The following is a 15,440-nucleotide window of genomic DNA, read 5'->3' as shown; positions in this document are numbered from 1 at the left end:
CCAGCTCTTCACAGTAACTGATGAACAAAAAAGCTATCATTACAAGTGCCTTACCATATGCAAATGGAGAAATCCATTTGGGTCATGTTGCATCTACTTATCTTCCAGCCGATGTTACAACTAGATTCTTAAAACAAAACGGTGTGGAGGCATACTATTTTTGTGCATCTGATGATTTTGGAACTCCCATTCTAATTCAATCTGAAAAGGAAGGTAAGACTCCGGCAGAATATGTTGCCCACTGGAATAAGCGTGATTATGAGGATTTCTCTTCATTTGATATTGATTTTGATTATTTTTACAAAACTAGCTCTCCTGAAAACATAGCATTTGTTCAAGATGTCTTTAACAAACTAAATGATGCAGGACATATCTATGAGAAGGAAATAATTCAATTCTATTGTAATAATGATAAAAAATTCTTACCTGACAGATATGTTAAAGGTCAATGTCCTTACTGTGGTGCTGAAGATCAGTATTCTGATCTTTGTGAGAGTTGTGGTCGGGTACCAGAGGAGATCAAAAACCCTACTTGTTCTATTTGTGGACAGCCCCCAACCAAAGAAAAGACGACACACTATTTTTTTAAATTAAAAAATTTCGGGGATTCATTAACTAAATGGCTTGATGAAAATGATCATCTTCAAAAGGATGTTAAAAAATATGTTCAAAATTGGATTAAATCTGGTCTGATAGATTGGGATATCACACGAGATATTACTTGGGGTGTAAAAGTACCTCTTGCAGACGCTGATGATAAAGTCTTCTATGGTTGGTTTGATAATCATTTGGCATACATTTCAACAGCATTGAAATTTTTCAGTGACAAAGGAATAGACGGTAAAGATTTTTGGAATTCTGCTGATATTTACCACTTTATTGGAAAGGATATCGTATATCATCATTATCTTTTCTTACCTGCTATGAGATTGGGGATTAATAGTGAATACAAATTACCTGATTACATTCCAACTCGCGGTCATCTTACTCTACAATCAAAAAAGATTTCCAAAAGTAGAAATTGGTATATTGGCCTTAAACAATTTTTAGAATACTATCCATCTGATTACTTGAGATACTATTTAATCTCAATTAATCCGTACTCTCAAGACGATTTGAATTTTGATTGGGATGACTTTACAACTAGAATTAATTCTGAATTAATTGGGAATCTTGGAAATTTTGTAAACCGTGCACTTGGATTTACAAAAAAAGCATTTGATGGAAAAATCCCTGAAAGTGAATCCTTTGATGAAAAAGATTCTGAAGTGGAGGCTAAAATAAAGAATCTTGCTATCGACGTAGGCTCCCTAATGGAAGAAAATCATCTTGATAGAGCATTGAAAAAAATTATGGAGTTTTCATCTTATTTTAATCAATATTTCCAGCATAAGGAACCATGGAAAAATGGTCCTGGTACTACAAACTGTGTTTATCTTTCTGTCAATGCAGTAAGATCAATTGCAATAGCAATATTCCCATTCATGCCAAAGTCTGCCCAAAAAATTTGGATGCAATTAGGATTGGATGGCAAAGTAAGTGATACACAATGGAATGAAATCTCTGAATTGAGAATTTCTCTAGGCCATATTTTGGGAGATTCCTCTCCACTATTTGCTAGAGTTGAAACATCTGATATTGAAAAATACAAAAAACAACTTGGACATTCAGAATAAATCATGAAAATTGTTCCCCGAATTTCTACTAGAGGTTACTATGATCTAGGAACTGGAAAAACCCTAAAGACTAACAAATACTATCTTTATCCAAAAAAAGATTTCAAAAAATTTGTAAACTCTAAGGAAATTACAATCATGATTCATGGTTTGAGAAATGATAATGCTGGAGCAATTGCTAAAGTCGTATTGGCAAGAAACAGATTAAAAAAATTGGGATACCCTTATCCTGTAATTGGTTTTAGTTATGACTCTAACACTACTGGTGCCCATTTGAAAAAATATGCAAAGCGCTCTCTGGGTGTTGGATTAATTATTGCAAAAAAGAATGGAAAACATCTTGGTAAATTCATTGAAGAATTCAAAATGCTTAGTCCTAAGACCAAGATTCGACTAATGGGTCATTCATTAGGATCACAGGTAATTTTGAGTACTGTTGAATATTTATCAAAAAAGAAAAAAAACAAATCCATTATTGACAGCGTTTACTTTTTTGGTGCGTCTATTACCGAGGATGTTCCATCTTCAAAAAAATATGGAAAACTCTTGGATATCGTAGTTGATAAAAAAATAATAAATCACTTTGCTCCCACCGATGAAGTTCTAAAATGGGCTGACGGGAAAAGGTATGTTCGAGGACCTCTTGGTCTAAATGGGGCTTCTGGTAGACCAATTAAAAAATACCATCAAAAACTAGTCAAACCAAAAAACCATCGATTTGCTAGCTATGCTCAAGTTTTAGCCTCATTTCCATAGTATTTTTTGATAATCAATAGCTAGTATCATTCATACATTATCCTTTAATACAAATTCGGAAAGCCCTCATTATAATGACTTCAATCCCATCATATCAAAAGTCAATACTCTATCATCTTGGAGTACTTGATGAGACTCCTGATAATTTAACAGAACTTTCAGAGTATCCTTGTTAGTGTTTACTAGTATGGTTTTTAGAACCTAATCTACAACTTTGTCCATTGGTTAAATCGGTAAACTTTGTAATCTTGGGAAAACAAGATATTGCTTCTGAGTTTGGAAAGAAAGGAACAGCTACTGATCTCTCTCTTTATGATAGAAAAGAATCTGATATTATCAAAACATGGGTTACTCCATCAGGTTTTCCAGAAAAAATTCAACCTCTATTTCAGGCAATCAATTTAGCAGAATATGTGATATTTTGTGTAGATAAATTAGACAAATTTACAGGTGAGCAAATTATTGCACTTGACTCATTAAAAAAAGAAAAAGGAATTTTATCTCATACCTTTGATGTGGATGAATCAAAACTTGAATCTATGATTAAAGGAACCGTCATTGAAAATTATATCAAAGTTGAACAAGACAAAATTAAAGAAGAAATGGATAAGATGGAGCCATTAATTGTTGATGGTAAATCTGAGATGGTAATTGATCACTGCTTTGATGTAAAGGGAGTTGGAACTGTGATTCTTGGAAAAGTAACTAGTGGAAAAATTAAACAATATGATAATTTGAAATTATATCCTGCCGGAATTGATGTTTTAATAAAATCAATTCAAATGCATGATGATCCTGTAAGTGAATCTACATGTCCTGCTAGAGTGGGATTGGCAGTAAAGGGTGCAAAACCTGATGAGGTGGGAAGGGGTGATATTATTTCTGAGGATGGAGCAGTTGATGTTAAAACCGAAATTATTATTGATTTTCAAAAGAGTCCCTTCTACAAGAGTGAAATTGCAGAAAATCAAGGCTGTCTTGTAAATATTGGATTACAAATTAAAGCTGCAAAATTCTCTTCAATTAGTCCGTTGACACTAACATTTGAAAAGCCAATAGTGTTCAAGAAAGGACAAATTGCAGTGATTTTAAAACCTGAATCTCCCACCATTAGAATTCTTGGCAGTGGTTCTATACAATAGACTAATTTAATAAAATCAAAATTATAATTTTTGTATGCGCGGATTAATGATGGGAAGGTTTCAGCCTTTTCATTTAGGTCATTTAGAGTTAGTAAAACAAATTCTTAAAGAATGTGATGAAGTTATAATTGCAATTACTAGTTCCCAATTTAATTATCTGGAAAAAGATCCTTTTACTGCTGGTGAAAGAATTGAAATGATTCATAATTCATTGCTTGATGAAAAAATAGATTTATCAAAGTGTTTTCTTGTTTCCCTTGAAAACCAATTCAATATAGCAACATGGGCTTCATATCTAAAATCTGCCTTGCCTGATTTTGATAAGGTGTATAGTGGAAATGATTATGTCTCAATGCTACTGGCTGATTCTGGAATTTCTGTTGTAAATCCATCCTTATTAAATAGGGGTATATACAATGCCACAAAAATTCGTTCAATGATTATCTCTGATGATTCTTGGAAAGAACTAGTCCCAAATGCTGTATCTGAAATACTTGTAAAAATTAATGCTAAAAATAGACTAGAAGTAATTTCTAAATCTGATACCAAACCCACTGAACACTAATGGAACCGATTCGCGCTTGCCCTATCTGTCCTGACTGTGGATCAAAGAGATTCATTAGACTCCCAGGAGAACAGGTAACTGTCAAATGTCGTTCTTGTAACAAAATTATCAAAATCTGATTTTAATGCTTTATGCCTAATTTTGGTTCAATTTTGAATGTGAGAATAATACATCCTCCGTCAAACACAACATTAGTTATTTTTTCAACGTAATTTTGCTATGGATGTATAGGTGATCCTGACTATGACAATATAATAATGACAGAAATTTCTGATGCATTTATCCTTCAGAAAATTTACAAATTCTAGAACTCAATAAATTTAGTCCAATTTTAGTATCTTTATTAAACAATTTTCATAGTTAATATTTGCAATATTTCAGATAGAATTATGGCAAAAACATGGAAAGATAACGATATTAGTCTTGACCCAATAAAGGATCAAACTATTGCTGTGATTGGCTATGGAATCCAAGGTGATGCACAAGCAAATAACATGAAAGATTCTGGTCTTAATGTAATAATTGGTCTTAAGGAAGGTGGTAATAGCTGGAAAAAGGCACAAGCTGACGGTCACAAAGTAATGTCCGTTGTAGATGCAACAAAACAAGCAGACATTATTCACATACTAATCCCAGACATGATTCAAGGTCAAATTTACAAAGATGAAATCGGACCAAATCTTTCTGAAGGAAAAGCATTGTCGTTTTCTCATGCAGCTGCAATCTATTGGAAATGGATTGAAGCTCCAAACAATGTTGATCTCATAATGATTGCTCCAAAAGGACCCGGTTCCAAAGTTCGAGAAACATATCTTGATAATTTTGGTACTCCTTCTATTGTTGCAGTTGAACAAGATTTTACAGGAAAAGCTTGGGATAGAACATTGGGAATTGCAAAAGCAATTGGAAGTGCAAGAGCTGGACTAATTCAAACTACTTTTAAAGAGGAAGTAGAAACTGATTGGTTTGGTGAGCAAGCTGACCTTTGTGGTGGTGCTGCTTCTATGATAACAAATGCATTTGAAACTCTCGTTGAAGCTGGATATCAACCAGAAATTGCATACTTTGAAGTTTTACATGAACTAAAACTCATTGTAGATATGATTCAGAGATATGGTATTAATGGAATGTGGAGACGTGTTAGTGAGACTGCACGATATGGTGGTCTTACACGTGGACCAATGGTTATGGATTCCGCAAATAAAGAGAACATGAAAAAAGTTCTAACCATGATTCAAGATGGAACATTCAACCGTGAGTGGATTTCTGAGTATCAGAAAAATGGTAAAGAAGCATTTGATAAATACATGAAAGAATATGACGCACACCAAATTGAAAAAGTTGGTAAACAAATGCGAAAAATGATGTGGCCTGATTCCACAGAATAATCTTTTTTCTTATATTTTTCTTAATTTAGATACACCATTGGTGATGTGATCAATAATTGTTGATAGTGGGGTTCCTGGCCCAAAGACATGATCAACACCTGCTTTCATCAAATCTTTATGATCAATATCTGGAATTACCCCTCCTCCTACAATCAGTACATCGTTAATGCCTTTCTTTTTTACAGCCTTTACTACTCTGGGAAAAAGTGTACCATGTGCACCATTTAGTAAACTCATTGCAATTGCATCAACATCTTCATCTTCTGCAATCTGTGCAACTCTTTCTGGTGTTGCAAAAAGTCCTGAGTAAATAACCTCCATTCCTGCATCTCTAAAAGCCCTACAAAGAACTAGAGCTCCTCTATCGTGACCATCAAGTCCCAGTTTAGCAACTAAAATTTTGATACTACGCGATGCAGCTTTTTGCTTCATGACTGTTTGTAAATTATATTATTTTAAAGGCTTTCCATAGCTTTTCAATCTGGCGATTTTATTTCAAGAACTAGTAATCATGTTCACTAAAATCTGCACCAAGTGCTATTGTTGCAATTACCGTTGATTCTGTTGTTTGACATTTCATTGTTGATTCTGGCATGAACTCATGAAATATTTCTTTTAGTAATTGTTCTGTGAACATGGACCAATTAGCACCCAATTCATGCTGAATTATAAAATGATGAAGTGCACCATCAACTCTATGATCTGACTTCATTCCAGATGCTCGCATATAGTCTTCTAGAGTTTCAATACATCTCTTCAGATCATATTTGCCTTTGATAAATAAAACAGAATCTTTGATGACTGGTTTTATCAAGCTTATTATCTCATCAATATCTTTTGGACTCATTTCAAGTCCTAATGTATCTAGAATCTTTTTTGGAACTGGAATGATCCCAATTTTATTTGCAAACCTATCCCACTGAACATATTTTTCTAAAATTTGTCTTGCCATTACATTGTGTGAAATATTATGATTCATGGCTTCTGTTTCTATTGCTTCTACTAATTTTACAGGTAGACGATAAGTGACGCTACGTGTTTTTTCTTTTTTTGATGGGTGATTTTGATGTTTAACTGAAGATGAATCCAATTGTATTCTTGGAGTTATTTATCTGCTTATAAGTTCTTTAATCTTTGAATGCCATTATCATTTTTGATAATTTAGAATATTTCTATTAAAAAGAAACCCCTTTCAGACCTTGAGGGAATACTTGCTAAACATGCATAATTCATTTGGAAATGGGCCAAAACTGTGAAAACTGTGGTAAATTAATGAAAAACTCTGAGGTATCTCACTGTTCAGATGAATGTTTACTTGCTAGCATTGCAAATTCCACTTCAATTAAAGATGATCAAAATGATGCCTTGTCTTGGGATGATAAAACAGATCCTTGGCTTTGATTTTAAAAATAGAAAATATTCTTAAAGCGCATCAAAAGTAAATCCGACGTGGATATTACTCCGATAAATTACAATCTTACCTTTGAACCAAATCTTAAAAAATTCACATTTAAAGGAATAGAATCTGTCTCTGTAATTTGCAAAAATTCTACAAACAAAATTATCCTGGATTGTGCAGAACTAAAGATAAAATCCTGCCATATAATATATGGTGATAAAAAAATAAAATCAACTACTAAAACAAGTGATGAAAAAGAAGAGTTACAAATTATCTTGTCTGAAAAAATTAAAGGCAAGGCAACGATTAATCTAGAATTTCAAGGAATTCTAAATGATCGATTATTAGGATTTTATCGCAGCAAATACACACAAAATGGCAAGACAAAATATCTTGCTACCACTCAGTTTGAGGCAGCTGATGCTAGAAGAGCATTTCCTTGTTGGGATAAACCTGAAGCAAAAGCTACATTTGAAATATCGATTATTGCCGATAACAAATTTACTGCCATATCAAATATGCCTGTCAAATCAAAGAAAAAAATTCAAAACAAAACTCTTTACACCTTCTTTAAGACTCCTATTGTCTCCACCTATTTGATTTATCTTGGAGTTGGAGAATTTGAATACTTGACAGGAAAAGTTGGAAAAATTCAGATTCGTGTAATCACTACAAAGGGGAACAAATCAAAAGGAAAGTTCTCATTAGATTTGGGGAAAAAATTACTAACCTCATATGAAAAATATTTTGGAATAAAGTATCCATTACCTAAACTTGATCTAATTGCAGTTCCTGATTTTGCAGCAGGAGCCATGGAAAATTGGGGTGCAATAACATTCAGAGAGACCATATTGCTATATGATCCAAAAACATCTTCAACTAAAACAAAACAATTCATTGCTGAGGTAATATCTCACGAGATTGCTCATCAATGGTTTGGAAATCTTGTAACTATGAAGTGGTGGAATGATTTGTGGCTAAATGAGAGTTTTGCAACCTTTATGGCAACAAAATTTGTTGACAAGTATTATCCAGATTGGGATTTGTGGAATCAATTTGTTGAGGATGCAATGAATGTTGCAATGGAGCTTGATTCACTAAAGACAACACACCCTATTGATGTTAAAGTAAATTCTCCAGCTGAAATTCGAGAAATCTTTGATGCGATATCTTATGACAAAGGTGGGTGTGTTTTAAGAATGCTAGAACATTATGTTGGTGAGCCAAATTTCCAGAAAGGTCTCAAAAAGTATCTATCTGATTTTAAATACAAAAATGCCAAAGGTCAGGATTTATGGGATGCAATTGGTGCAGCTTCAAAAATGCCTGTAAGCTCTATGGTCAACACATGGCTAAAACAGCCTGGGTTTCCTCTAGTTGAGATTAATCAGGATGGAAATAATCTCCATCTTAAACAGAAACGATATCTGCTTGAAGATGATAAAAAATTCCGAAAAGGAATTTGGTCAATACCTTTGTCAATTGGATTGGAAAAAGAAATTTCTAAAAAACTATTTTCCACAAAATCATTATCTCTCAAACTGCCAAAAAATACTCTGGGTTTTGTTGCAAATTATGGCCGAAAAGGATTTTATCGTGTCAAATATGATGAAGGAATTTTACTTGATCTAAAGATGTTAGTTGATGAAAAAAGAATCCCTGCCATTGATAGATGGGCAATTCAAAATGATTTGTTCTCACTATGTGTTTCAGGAGATGAACAGATAAGAAACTATCTTGATTTTTCAGATGCGTACCTTGATGAGGATAGCTATTTAGCATCAGTTAATGTTGCTCACAATTTAGCATCGTTGTATTTTAGAGCATTTGATGAAAAATTTGTTGAAGACATTCGAAGTTATACATTAAATTATATTAAAAAATTATTACATAATTTGGGATGGGAACCAAGAAAATCCGACAAACATACTGATGCACTATTACGTTCATTTGTGATTTTCACTCTTGGAAAGATGGATGATGATGAAGTCACTGATGAAGCACTTAGACGATATGATAAATTTTTAAAATATCCGTCATCTCTATCTCCTGATTTGATTTCTCCAATTTGCTCAATAGCAGCATGGAATGGAAATGCAAAAACTCATGCTCAACTAACCAAACTATACAAGACCTCAAAGACCATGGAGGAGAAACTTAGATTCTTGGGTGCAATGTGTGCGTTCAAAGATCAAAAATTACTAATAAAGACTCTAAACTTTTCTCAAACTCCTGAGGTGCGCTCTCAAAACATGCAATTACCAATTATACAAGTTGCTGCAAATCCTTATGGGAAACAGGTTTTATGGCCATGGCTCAAGAAAAATTGGACCAAATTAAACAAAAAGGTAGGACATGGAAATCCACTTTTCAATAGAATTGTTGCAAGTATATCTTCTGTAGCTGATGATTCTATGGAAAATGAAATAAAATCATTTTTCAAAAAGAATCCAACTCCTGGAACCGAGAGAACCCAAGCTCAAACTTTGGAACGAATTAGAATAAATTCAAAAATGTTACGAAGGATGAGAAAAGAATTCAAAGATGGCTAAAAAACTCGGTCCTCCAATTGTCCTTGGAATTATTACTATACTTGCAATACTCTTTCTTACTGGGGGAGGTACTGATGATAAGGATGTACTTCGCCAAACATTTCAAGTTGATGCAGTATACTATGAATCCGGACATGTTGAAGTCTCTTTTTTAGATAAATCCTCTCAGACTAATTCTGTTGTAATGGAAATTCTTGGCATGGATGAAACATTTCAAAAATCATTTTCTGGTTCAGAGTTTATTGAAATAGTGCCATTTCAAAATCCTCCAAAATATGGTTGGGCAATTCATCCAATTGTTCTAGAGATTGATCACAAAGAATTAGGACACATTCAATTAAAAACTGAAGTGCATTCTCAAGATAAACCTGCCCCTCCTATAATTTTCTCAAGACAGTAGATCTAGCACAAGATTTTATTGCACCCATCAAACTTTACATTGTGTTGGATTTGTTAGCTGATCTAAAGAAAGGAAAACGTGGAGCAATTGCAAAAGCTATTTCCTTAGTGGAAAATGATCCAAAAGAAGCAAAAATTCTCATAAAGAAAATTTTCAAAGATACTGGAAATTCAATTATTATAGGCATTACAGGTCCTGCAGGTGCTGGAAAAAGTTCTTTGATAAACACCACGAGTGTTGCATTAAAAAAATTGGGAACAAAACCAGCAGTACTTGCAATTGATCCTACCAGTCACGTTACAGGTGGTGCAATTTTAGGGGATAGGGTTAGGATGACTGAATCTACTGATTCAGGAACATACATTCGAAGTATTGCATCTCGTGGTTCTACTGGTGCTATTTCTCATTCATTACGAAACAGTATTCGTGTTTTAGAATATGCTGGGTTTAATCCAATAATTATTGAAAGTGTTGGAGCTGGTCAGACTGAAGTAGAAATATCCACAATTGCAGACATTACTGTAGTAGTTTTTAATCCAAATACTGGGGATAGTATTCAAACAATCAAAGCTGGATTAACTGAAATTGGCGATATCTATCTTGTAAACAAGAGTGATCTTAGTGGTACAAATCAACTCTTTGATGCGGTGAGAGATTTTATTGGAGCTACTGAACGAAATCCAATAATTCTAAAAACATCTGTAAAGAAAAATACTGGAATTACAGAGTTTGCAAAAACTCTCAAAGATATGATGGCTTCAAAAAAGAAAATAAAGAAAGAAAAAGACCATGAACGATTAGTTGCAGAGCTCAAAGATATTGTTTTAAATAACATTGATGAAAAGATTGAAGAGATGTTAGATTCTAATAAAACATTTTCAACATATATTAAAAAATTACAATCAAAAACTATGAATCCATTTGATGCAGGAGACAAAATTACAAAATCTCTAATAAAGTGATATTATGGCTGCAAAAAAATCATCAAAATCAAAAGAACCTGAAAAGAAAATTTTTACAGATTCTAATTTTGAAGTAAAGAGAATTTACCAAAAATCTTCAAAGAAAAGACCTGTAGAAGATGCAGGAGTTTATCCATACACACGTGGGATTCATCCTGGAATGTTCCGTGATAGATTTTGGACAATGAGGCAATACTCTGGTTTTGGTGATGCAAAGCTCACGAATGAGAGATTCAAGTTTATGCTTGAAAAAGGACAAACTGGTCTTAGTATGGCATTTGATTTGCCTACTCAGATAGGATATGATTCTGATGCTCCGCAAGCTGAAGGAGAAGTTGGCAAAGTTGGAGTCTCAATTACATCCATTAAAGATATGATGACTGCTTTTGAAGGAATTCCATTAGGTAAGGTTAGTTCATCGATGACCATCAATTCTACTGCATCCACGCTTCTTGCTTACTACATTGCAGTTGGTGAGTCTCAGGGATTCAAAAGCCATGAACTTCGTGGAACAACTCAAAATGATATCTTAAAAGAATACATTGCAAGAAATACCTACATCTATCCCCCACAACCCTCAATGAGATTAATTGGTGATATGATTGAGTATTGTGCACAAAAAGTTCCTTCATGGTATCCTGTTTCAATTTCTGGTTATCATATGAGAGAGGCTGGTTGTACTGCAACACAGGAGGTTGCATTTACATTGGCAAATGCAATTGCATACATTCAAACTTGTTTAGATAAAGGATTAAAAATTGATGAGTTTGCTCCGAGATTATCTTTCTTCTTTTGTTGTACAATTGAATTCTTTGAAGAAGTTGCAAAGTTTAGAGTTGCAAGAAAAGTCTATGCAAAAATTCTAAAAGAAATGTTTCATGCAAAAAATCCTCGTTCATTACAATTAAAATTCCATACTCAAACAAGCGGTGAATCATTAACTGCTCAGCAACCTGATAATAACATTGTTCGTGTTGCAATTCAGACGATGGCTGCTGTTGCTGGAGGAACACAGTCACTTCATACAAACTCTCGAGATGAGGCACTTGCATTACCAACACAAGAATCTGCTAAAATTGCTCTGAGAACCCAGCAAATTGTAGCTCATGAGAGCGGTATTACAAAGACTGCTGACCCACTAGGGGGATCATACTATTTGGAAGAACTATCTGATCAAATTGAAGAGGGTGTATGGAAATATTTGAAGAAAATTCAGAAAATGGGCGGTTCTGTAAAAGCAATTGAGAAGGGGTTTTTCCAATCTGAAATTAGACAAAATGCGTATCGTTTAAAGAAAGAAGCTGATGATGGAGAGAGAATTCTAGTTGGAGTAAACAAGTATGTTGAAGAAGAAGTTCAACCTGATTTGCTAAGAATTGGAGGAAAAATTGAAATCCAACAAAAGAAGGCTCTAAAAGCACTACGTTCATCTCGTGACAAAAAGAAATGGGAAAATTCCTTGTCTGCAATGAAGAGTGCAGCTGATACTGAAGAGAATCTTATGCCTTACATAATAACTGCTGCTAAAGCATTTGCTACAACTGGTGAGATAAGTAATACTTTCAGAGAAGTTTTTGGCGAGTATCGCCCAAAAGAAGTTTTTTAGTTATTTTAATCCAAAAATTGGGTGTGCTGATTTTAACTTCACTACAGGTAAATAAGGAAATCCATGTTGAAATTTATTTGTAAATTCAGCTTGCCCTCCTACATGTTCGGTATACTTTAGAAATGGTAATGTAGGTTCATCATCTAATGTTACATAGTTAAAACAAAAAAATGTATTTTCTAAATCTATTCTTGTAATGTATCCTATCAACCATTTCTTCTTGTATGGCATTGCAAGCAATGTAAATTCATAATTCTCAGGCCACTCTGGATCATAAGTAAGTCTTGCAAGATCACCTAAATCATGAATTTTTATTGTTTTGAATTTATCTTTGACATTTTTTGTAAGCTTTATTGGAAATGGTAAAGAATCTAGTTCTACTATGGGTGCATAATTTCCTGTCTTTGTTATTTGATTTACTATTGATGCTGTCTCTTTCCCCCCTAATGGGTCATAAGAGATGTATCTTCCATCTTTTTCAGATACTACGAAAAAATGTAAAATTGAATTTGCTAGCAGTTTTCTAGTTGAGAAAATATTCTTGTTTTTGTAAGAGAATTTGTATACTCTTAATGGATTCTCTCTTAACGCACATGTATATCTAGCAAAATCAAGAAAACTTGCAATCTCTACAAAATATTGAATTACCATATTTTTGAGTTGTCTGTCTGTCTGATTAATCTTAGAAGTAATTCTGAATGATCAAAGAACAAAAATTTATTAAAAATATGTTTGATATTTGAAGATTCTTCTTTATAATTATGAGTAATTCTGATGTTTTTACTTAAATATTGTATGTATGTACCCATCGTATGGAAACTGCTTTTGTCTTGGTAAATTGTGATCTTGGTTCTGAAGAATCGGTAATTGATGAGCTAAAACATATCGAATCTGTACATGAGGTTCATGGTACTTTTGGGGCTTATGATATCATCGCAAAGATTGAAAACTCTGATAGAGAAAAGGTCAGAGAAACTATTACTTGGAATATTAGAAAAATACCTCATGTTCGCTCTACACTTACATTAATGGGAATCCCAGGACAATGTTAGGAGAAAAATGGCAAAAGCTTTTGTTTTAATTGTTAACGATTCTGGCTCTGAGGATTCTGTAATATCTAATTTGAGAAATATTGGAAGTATAAAGAGTGCACATGGTACATTTGGAAGCTTTGATGTGTTGGCAAAACTTGAATCTCCAAGCGAAGATTCAATTCTACATGATATCTCACAAGGAATTAGAAAAATCTCAAAGATTAGATCAACACTTACATTACTTGTGGATAAAAAACCAGGACTACAAAAAACAACTGAATCTGAACAGCAAGTTTTAGATGAGCATATGGCACAAGCTTACATTGCGATTCATTGCTCAAAGTCTGATGAGGATAGCATTATGAATGAACTAAAAAATATTCCTACAGTAGTAGAAGCTGATTTACTAATTGGTAACTATGAAATTATTTGTAAAATTGTAGCTCCTACATACAATGAAATCTCTGAAATAATTAGCAAAAAAATAAGAAAGATACCTGGAATAAAATCTACTAACACAATCAATTTAATAAATAAACAGGGATTTAGTAGGTGATTTCAGTCTAGGTAAATTCTAAAACTTCGCCCTTGGCGATTTTTTCTCTAAATTTTTCTTTGTCTTCTTTTGTTTCTAACTTTTTTGACATGTACTATGTAATCTATTCTGTGATTTATTCCTGATTGTATCATTTCCAAAAATTTGTATGAAAAAAATTCAAAAAACAAACATTTATTCATTTTTTTAATTTTGGATTCTAATACCTTGATTTCTTAGTAATTTCATGGATGAAATACGTCAATGTAATGCCCTCCAGGCTCAGAAACCTATGAGAATGATGATGGCATGACTATCTGCGTATCTTGTGGTGGTTGGGTTCAGCCATATTGAACCCTTTCCTTTTTATGATAAATTTTTAAAAAACTCATTAATACTGTCATTTCAGGACTAATTTAGATGAAAATTGATCACATTGCTATTGCAGTAAATGATGTGGAGGAATCAGCTAAAGTATACCAACAAGCTCTGGGTGTTGAAAATGTTGAATTTGAAACAGTGGCGACTGAAGGTGTTAAAGTTGCAATCATTCATTTAGAAAATGGTCGAGTGGAACTAATGCAGCCAACAAATGATGAAAGTCCAATTAAAAAATTTCTTGATAAAAAAGGACAAGGATTGCATCACATGGCCTTAGAAACTGATGATATTGAAGGTGAAGTTCAGCGAATGGAAGGATGTGGTATTCAGTTTTTGGGAAAAATTAGACCTGGCTCTGCAGGAACCAAAGTAACTTTCATTCATCCAAAATCACTTCATGGTGTTTTAGCAGAATTATGTTCACATCCTAAGTAATAATTTACTCCATCATTTTCAAAGTATCCGAAGCTGTAATGATTCCAACAATCTTTGATTTCTTTGATACTAAAATGCATTTTGAATATCTAATTAATGGAACTAGAACATTTGCTGGTGTGTCATAATCTACAATAGGTGGAACTGGATCCATTGTATCTGCAAGTTTTGCATTTTTTAATTCAGCTTCTCCAAGATCTGCTAAATGTTTTACAATTCCATCTTCAGACACAACTCCTACAATTTCAGAATTACTAAAAACTGGAATCTGACTAATTGACAATTGATGCATTTTTTTAATTGCATCATGAAGTGTGTTAGTTGGTTTTAACTTTACAATGTCCTTGCTGCAAAAATCTCCAGCAGTATGGGATGATGATTCTCCTTCTAGTTTTGCCAAACTCTCAAAAATTTTTTTTGCAGTCTCATAACTAGGCTGACTTCTTCCTGATTCTATCTGATTGATCATTGATGTACTGACTCCTGTCATGGCAGCCAGTTTTTTTTGGGTAATTCCTATTTTTTGCCTTATCTGCTTTATTGAATCAATTCTAGGTAGCAATTTGATTAGAATTAATCTAATTAGTTTTAAAAACTATGTATCTATCC

At 33.4% G+C, this 15,440-nt stretch carries 17 protein-coding genes; 13 read left to right on the top strand and 4 right to left on the bottom strand.

Annotated elements, in window-relative coordinates; all coding sequences use genetic code 11:
* Nucleotides 1-20: 20 nt before the first annotated feature.
* From metG to ilvC, 5 genes are all read left to right on the top strand, one after another.
* Entirely contained in the window at nucleotides 21-1,676 is a 1,656-nt protein-coding gene (metG, locus tag K5790_RS03800) for a methionine--tRNA ligase (RefSeq protein ID WP_297592537.1), read from the top strand.
* A 3-nt stretch (nucleotides 1,677-1,679) separates the two neighbouring features.
* Nucleotides 1,680-2,432: a DUF726 domain-containing protein gene (locus K5790_RS03795; RefSeq protein ID WP_297592535.1), complete on the top strand. Its 753-nt coding sequence runs from the start codon at nucleotides 1,680-1,682 to the stop codon at nucleotides 2,430-2,432.
* Between the two features lie 221 nt (nucleotides 2,433-2,653).
* Complete coding sequence (locus tag K5790_RS03790) at nucleotides 2,654-3,574, top strand: EF-Tu/IF-2/RF-3 family GTPase (protein ID WP_297592533.1); 921 nt, start codon at nucleotides 2,654-2,656, stop codon at nucleotides 3,572-3,574.
* Nucleotides 3,575-3,608: 34 nt separating this feature from the next.
* Nucleotides 3,609-4,139, top strand: a complete 531-nt coding sequence (locus tag K5790_RS03785) for a nicotinamide-nucleotide adenylyltransferase (RefSeq protein WP_297592531.1) — start codon at nucleotides 3,609-3,611, stop codon at nucleotides 4,137-4,139.
* Between the two features lie 374 nt (nucleotides 4,140-4,513).
* Nucleotides 4,514-5,527 carry a ketol-acid reductoisomerase gene (gene ilvC, locus K5790_RS03780; RefSeq protein ID WP_297592982.1) on the top strand — a complete coding sequence of 338 codons (1,014 nt, stop codon included), beginning with the start codon at nucleotides 4,514-4,516 and terminating at the stop codon, nucleotides 5,525-5,527.
* Between the two features lie 9 nt (nucleotides 5,528-5,536).
* Here the strand turns inward: ilvC and K5790_RS03775 are convergent, their stop codons facing one another.
* Complete coding sequence (locus K5790_RS03775; protein ID WP_297592529.1) at nucleotides 5,537-5,959, bottom strand: cobalamin B12-binding domain-containing protein; 423 nt, start codon at nucleotides 5,957-5,959, stop codon at nucleotides 5,537-5,539.
* A gap of 70 nt (nucleotides 5,960-6,029) precedes the next feature.
* Complete coding sequence (locus tag K5790_RS03770) at nucleotides 6,030-6,617, bottom strand: hypothetical protein (RefSeq protein WP_297592527.1); 588 nt, start codon at nucleotides 6,615-6,617, stop codon at nucleotides 6,030-6,032.
* A 182-nt stretch (nucleotides 6,618-6,799) separates the two neighbouring features.
* Between K5790_RS03770 and K5790_RS03765 the strand changes: the two genes are divergently transcribed.
* From K5790_RS03765 to K5790_RS03745, 5 genes are read left to right on the top strand one after another with little or no spacing between them, the layout of a single operon-like run.
* Nucleotides 6,800-6,928 carry a hypothetical protein gene (locus K5790_RS03765; RefSeq protein ID WP_297592525.1) on the top strand — a complete coding sequence of 43 codons (129 nt, stop codon included), beginning with the start codon at nucleotides 6,800-6,802 and terminating at the stop codon, nucleotides 6,926-6,928.
* Between the two features lie 48 nt (nucleotides 6,929-6,976).
* Entirely contained in the window at nucleotides 6,977-9,478 is a 2,502-nt protein-coding gene (locus K5790_RS03760) for a M1 family metallopeptidase (protein ID WP_297592523.1), read from the top strand.
* Complete coding sequence (locus tag K5790_RS03755) at nucleotides 9,471-9,878, top strand: hypothetical protein (protein ID WP_297592521.1); 408 nt, start codon at nucleotides 9,471-9,473, stop codon at nucleotides 9,876-9,878. Before K5790_RS03760 ends, K5790_RS03755 begins: the two co-directional genes overlap by 8 nt.
* 41 nt (nucleotides 9,879-9,919) lie before the next feature.
* Nucleotides 9,920-10,840: a methylmalonyl Co-A mutase-associated GTPase MeaB gene (gene meaB, locus K5790_RS03750; RefSeq protein WP_297592519.1), complete on the top strand. Its 921-nt coding sequence runs from the start codon at nucleotides 9,920-9,922 to the stop codon at nucleotides 10,838-10,840.
* A gap of 4 nt (nucleotides 10,841-10,844) precedes the next feature.
* Nucleotides 10,845-12,446 (top strand): methylmalonyl-CoA mutase, encoded by a 1,602-nt coding sequence (locus K5790_RS03745; protein ID WP_297592517.1) that lies wholly within the window; start codon nucleotides 10,845-10,847, stop codon nucleotides 12,444-12,446.
* Here the strand turns inward: K5790_RS03745 and K5790_RS03740 are convergent, their stop codons facing one another.
* On the bottom strand, nucleotides 12,447-13,097 hold the full coding sequence (locus K5790_RS03740) for a hypothetical protein (protein ID WP_297592515.1): 651 nt from the start codon (nucleotides 13,095-13,097) through the stop codon (nucleotides 12,447-12,449).
* Nucleotides 13,098-13,258: 161 nt separating this feature from the next.
* Here K5790_RS03740 and K5790_RS03735 point away from each other — a divergent pair, with 161 nt between their 5' ends.
* From K5790_RS03735 to mce, 3 genes are all read left to right on the top strand, one after another.
* Nucleotides 13,259-13,498 carry an Lrp/AsnC ligand binding domain-containing protein gene (locus tag K5790_RS03735; RefSeq protein WP_297592513.1) on the top strand — a complete coding sequence of 80 codons (240 nt, stop codon included), beginning with the start codon at nucleotides 13,259-13,261 and terminating at the stop codon, nucleotides 13,496-13,498.
* Nucleotides 13,499-13,505: 7 nt separating this feature from the next.
* Entirely contained in the window at nucleotides 13,506-14,036 is a 531-nt protein-coding gene (locus K5790_RS03730; protein ID WP_297592511.1) for an Lrp/AsnC ligand binding domain-containing protein, read from the top strand.
* A gap of 399 nt (nucleotides 14,037-14,435) precedes the next feature.
* Entirely contained in the window at nucleotides 14,436-14,831 is a 396-nt protein-coding gene (mce, locus tag K5790_RS03725; protein ID WP_297592509.1) for a methylmalonyl-CoA epimerase, read from the top strand.
* Nucleotides 14,832-14,835: 4 nt separating this feature from the next.
* On the opposite strand, the gene K5790_RS03720 is transcribed toward mce, so the two are convergent.
* Nucleotides 14,836-15,393 (bottom strand): CBS domain-containing protein, encoded by a 558-nt coding sequence (locus tag K5790_RS03720; protein WP_297592507.1) that lies wholly within the window; start codon nucleotides 15,391-15,393, stop codon nucleotides 14,836-14,838.
* Nucleotides 15,394-15,440 lie beyond the last annotated feature (47 nt).

The sequence above is a fragment of the Nitrosopumilus sp. genome (assembly GCF_025698945.1).
In the GTDB taxonomy this organism is placed as follows: Archaea; Thermoproteota; Nitrososphaeria; order Nitrososphaerales; family Nitrosopumilaceae; genus Nitrosopumilus.
This window is presented reverse-complemented; position numbering and strand designations above follow the sequence as displayed.

Bases quoted from the DNA above. Each gene is read 5' to 3' on its own strand.
- metG (WP_297592537.1), top strand. From the start codon at position 21: ATGAACAAAAAAGCTATCATTACAAGTGCCTTACCATATGCAAATGGA.
- K5790_RS03795 (WP_297592535.1), top strand. From the start codon at position 1,680: ATGAAAATTGTTCCCCGAATTTCTACTAGAGGTTACTATGATCTAGGA.
- K5790_RS03785 (WP_297592531.1), top strand. From the start codon at position 3,609: ATGCGCGGATTAATGATGGGAAGGTTTCAGCCTTTTCATTTAGGTCAT.
- K5790_RS03775 (WP_297592529.1), bottom strand. From the start codon at position 5,959: ATGAAGCAAAAAGCTGCATCGCGTAGTATCAAAATTTTAGTTGCTAAA.
- K5790_RS03765 (WP_297592525.1), top strand. From the start codon at position 6,800: ATGAAAAACTCTGAGGTATCTCACTGTTCAGATGAATGTTTACTTGCT.
- K5790_RS03755 (WP_297592521.1), top strand. From the start codon at position 9,471: ATGGCTAAAAAACTCGGTCCTCCAATTGTCCTTGGAATTATTACTATA.
- K5790_RS03745 (WP_297592517.1), top strand. From the start codon at position 10,845: ATGGCTGCAAAAAAATCATCAAAATCAAAAGAACCTGAAAAGAAAATT.
- K5790_RS03740 (WP_297592515.1), bottom strand. From the start codon at position 13,097: ATGGTAATTCAATATTTTGTAGAGATTGCAAGTTTTCTTGATTTTGCT.
- K5790_RS03735 (WP_297592513.1), top strand. From the start codon at position 13,259: ATGGAAACTGCTTTTGTCTTGGTAAATTGTGATCTTGGTTCTGAAGAA.
- K5790_RS03730 (WP_297592511.1), top strand. From the start codon at position 13,506: ATGGCAAAAGCTTTTGTTTTAATTGTTAACGATTCTGGCTCTGAGGAT.
- mce (WP_297592509.1), top strand. From the start codon at position 14,436: ATGAAAATTGATCACATTGCTATTGCAGTAAATGATGTGGAGGAATCA.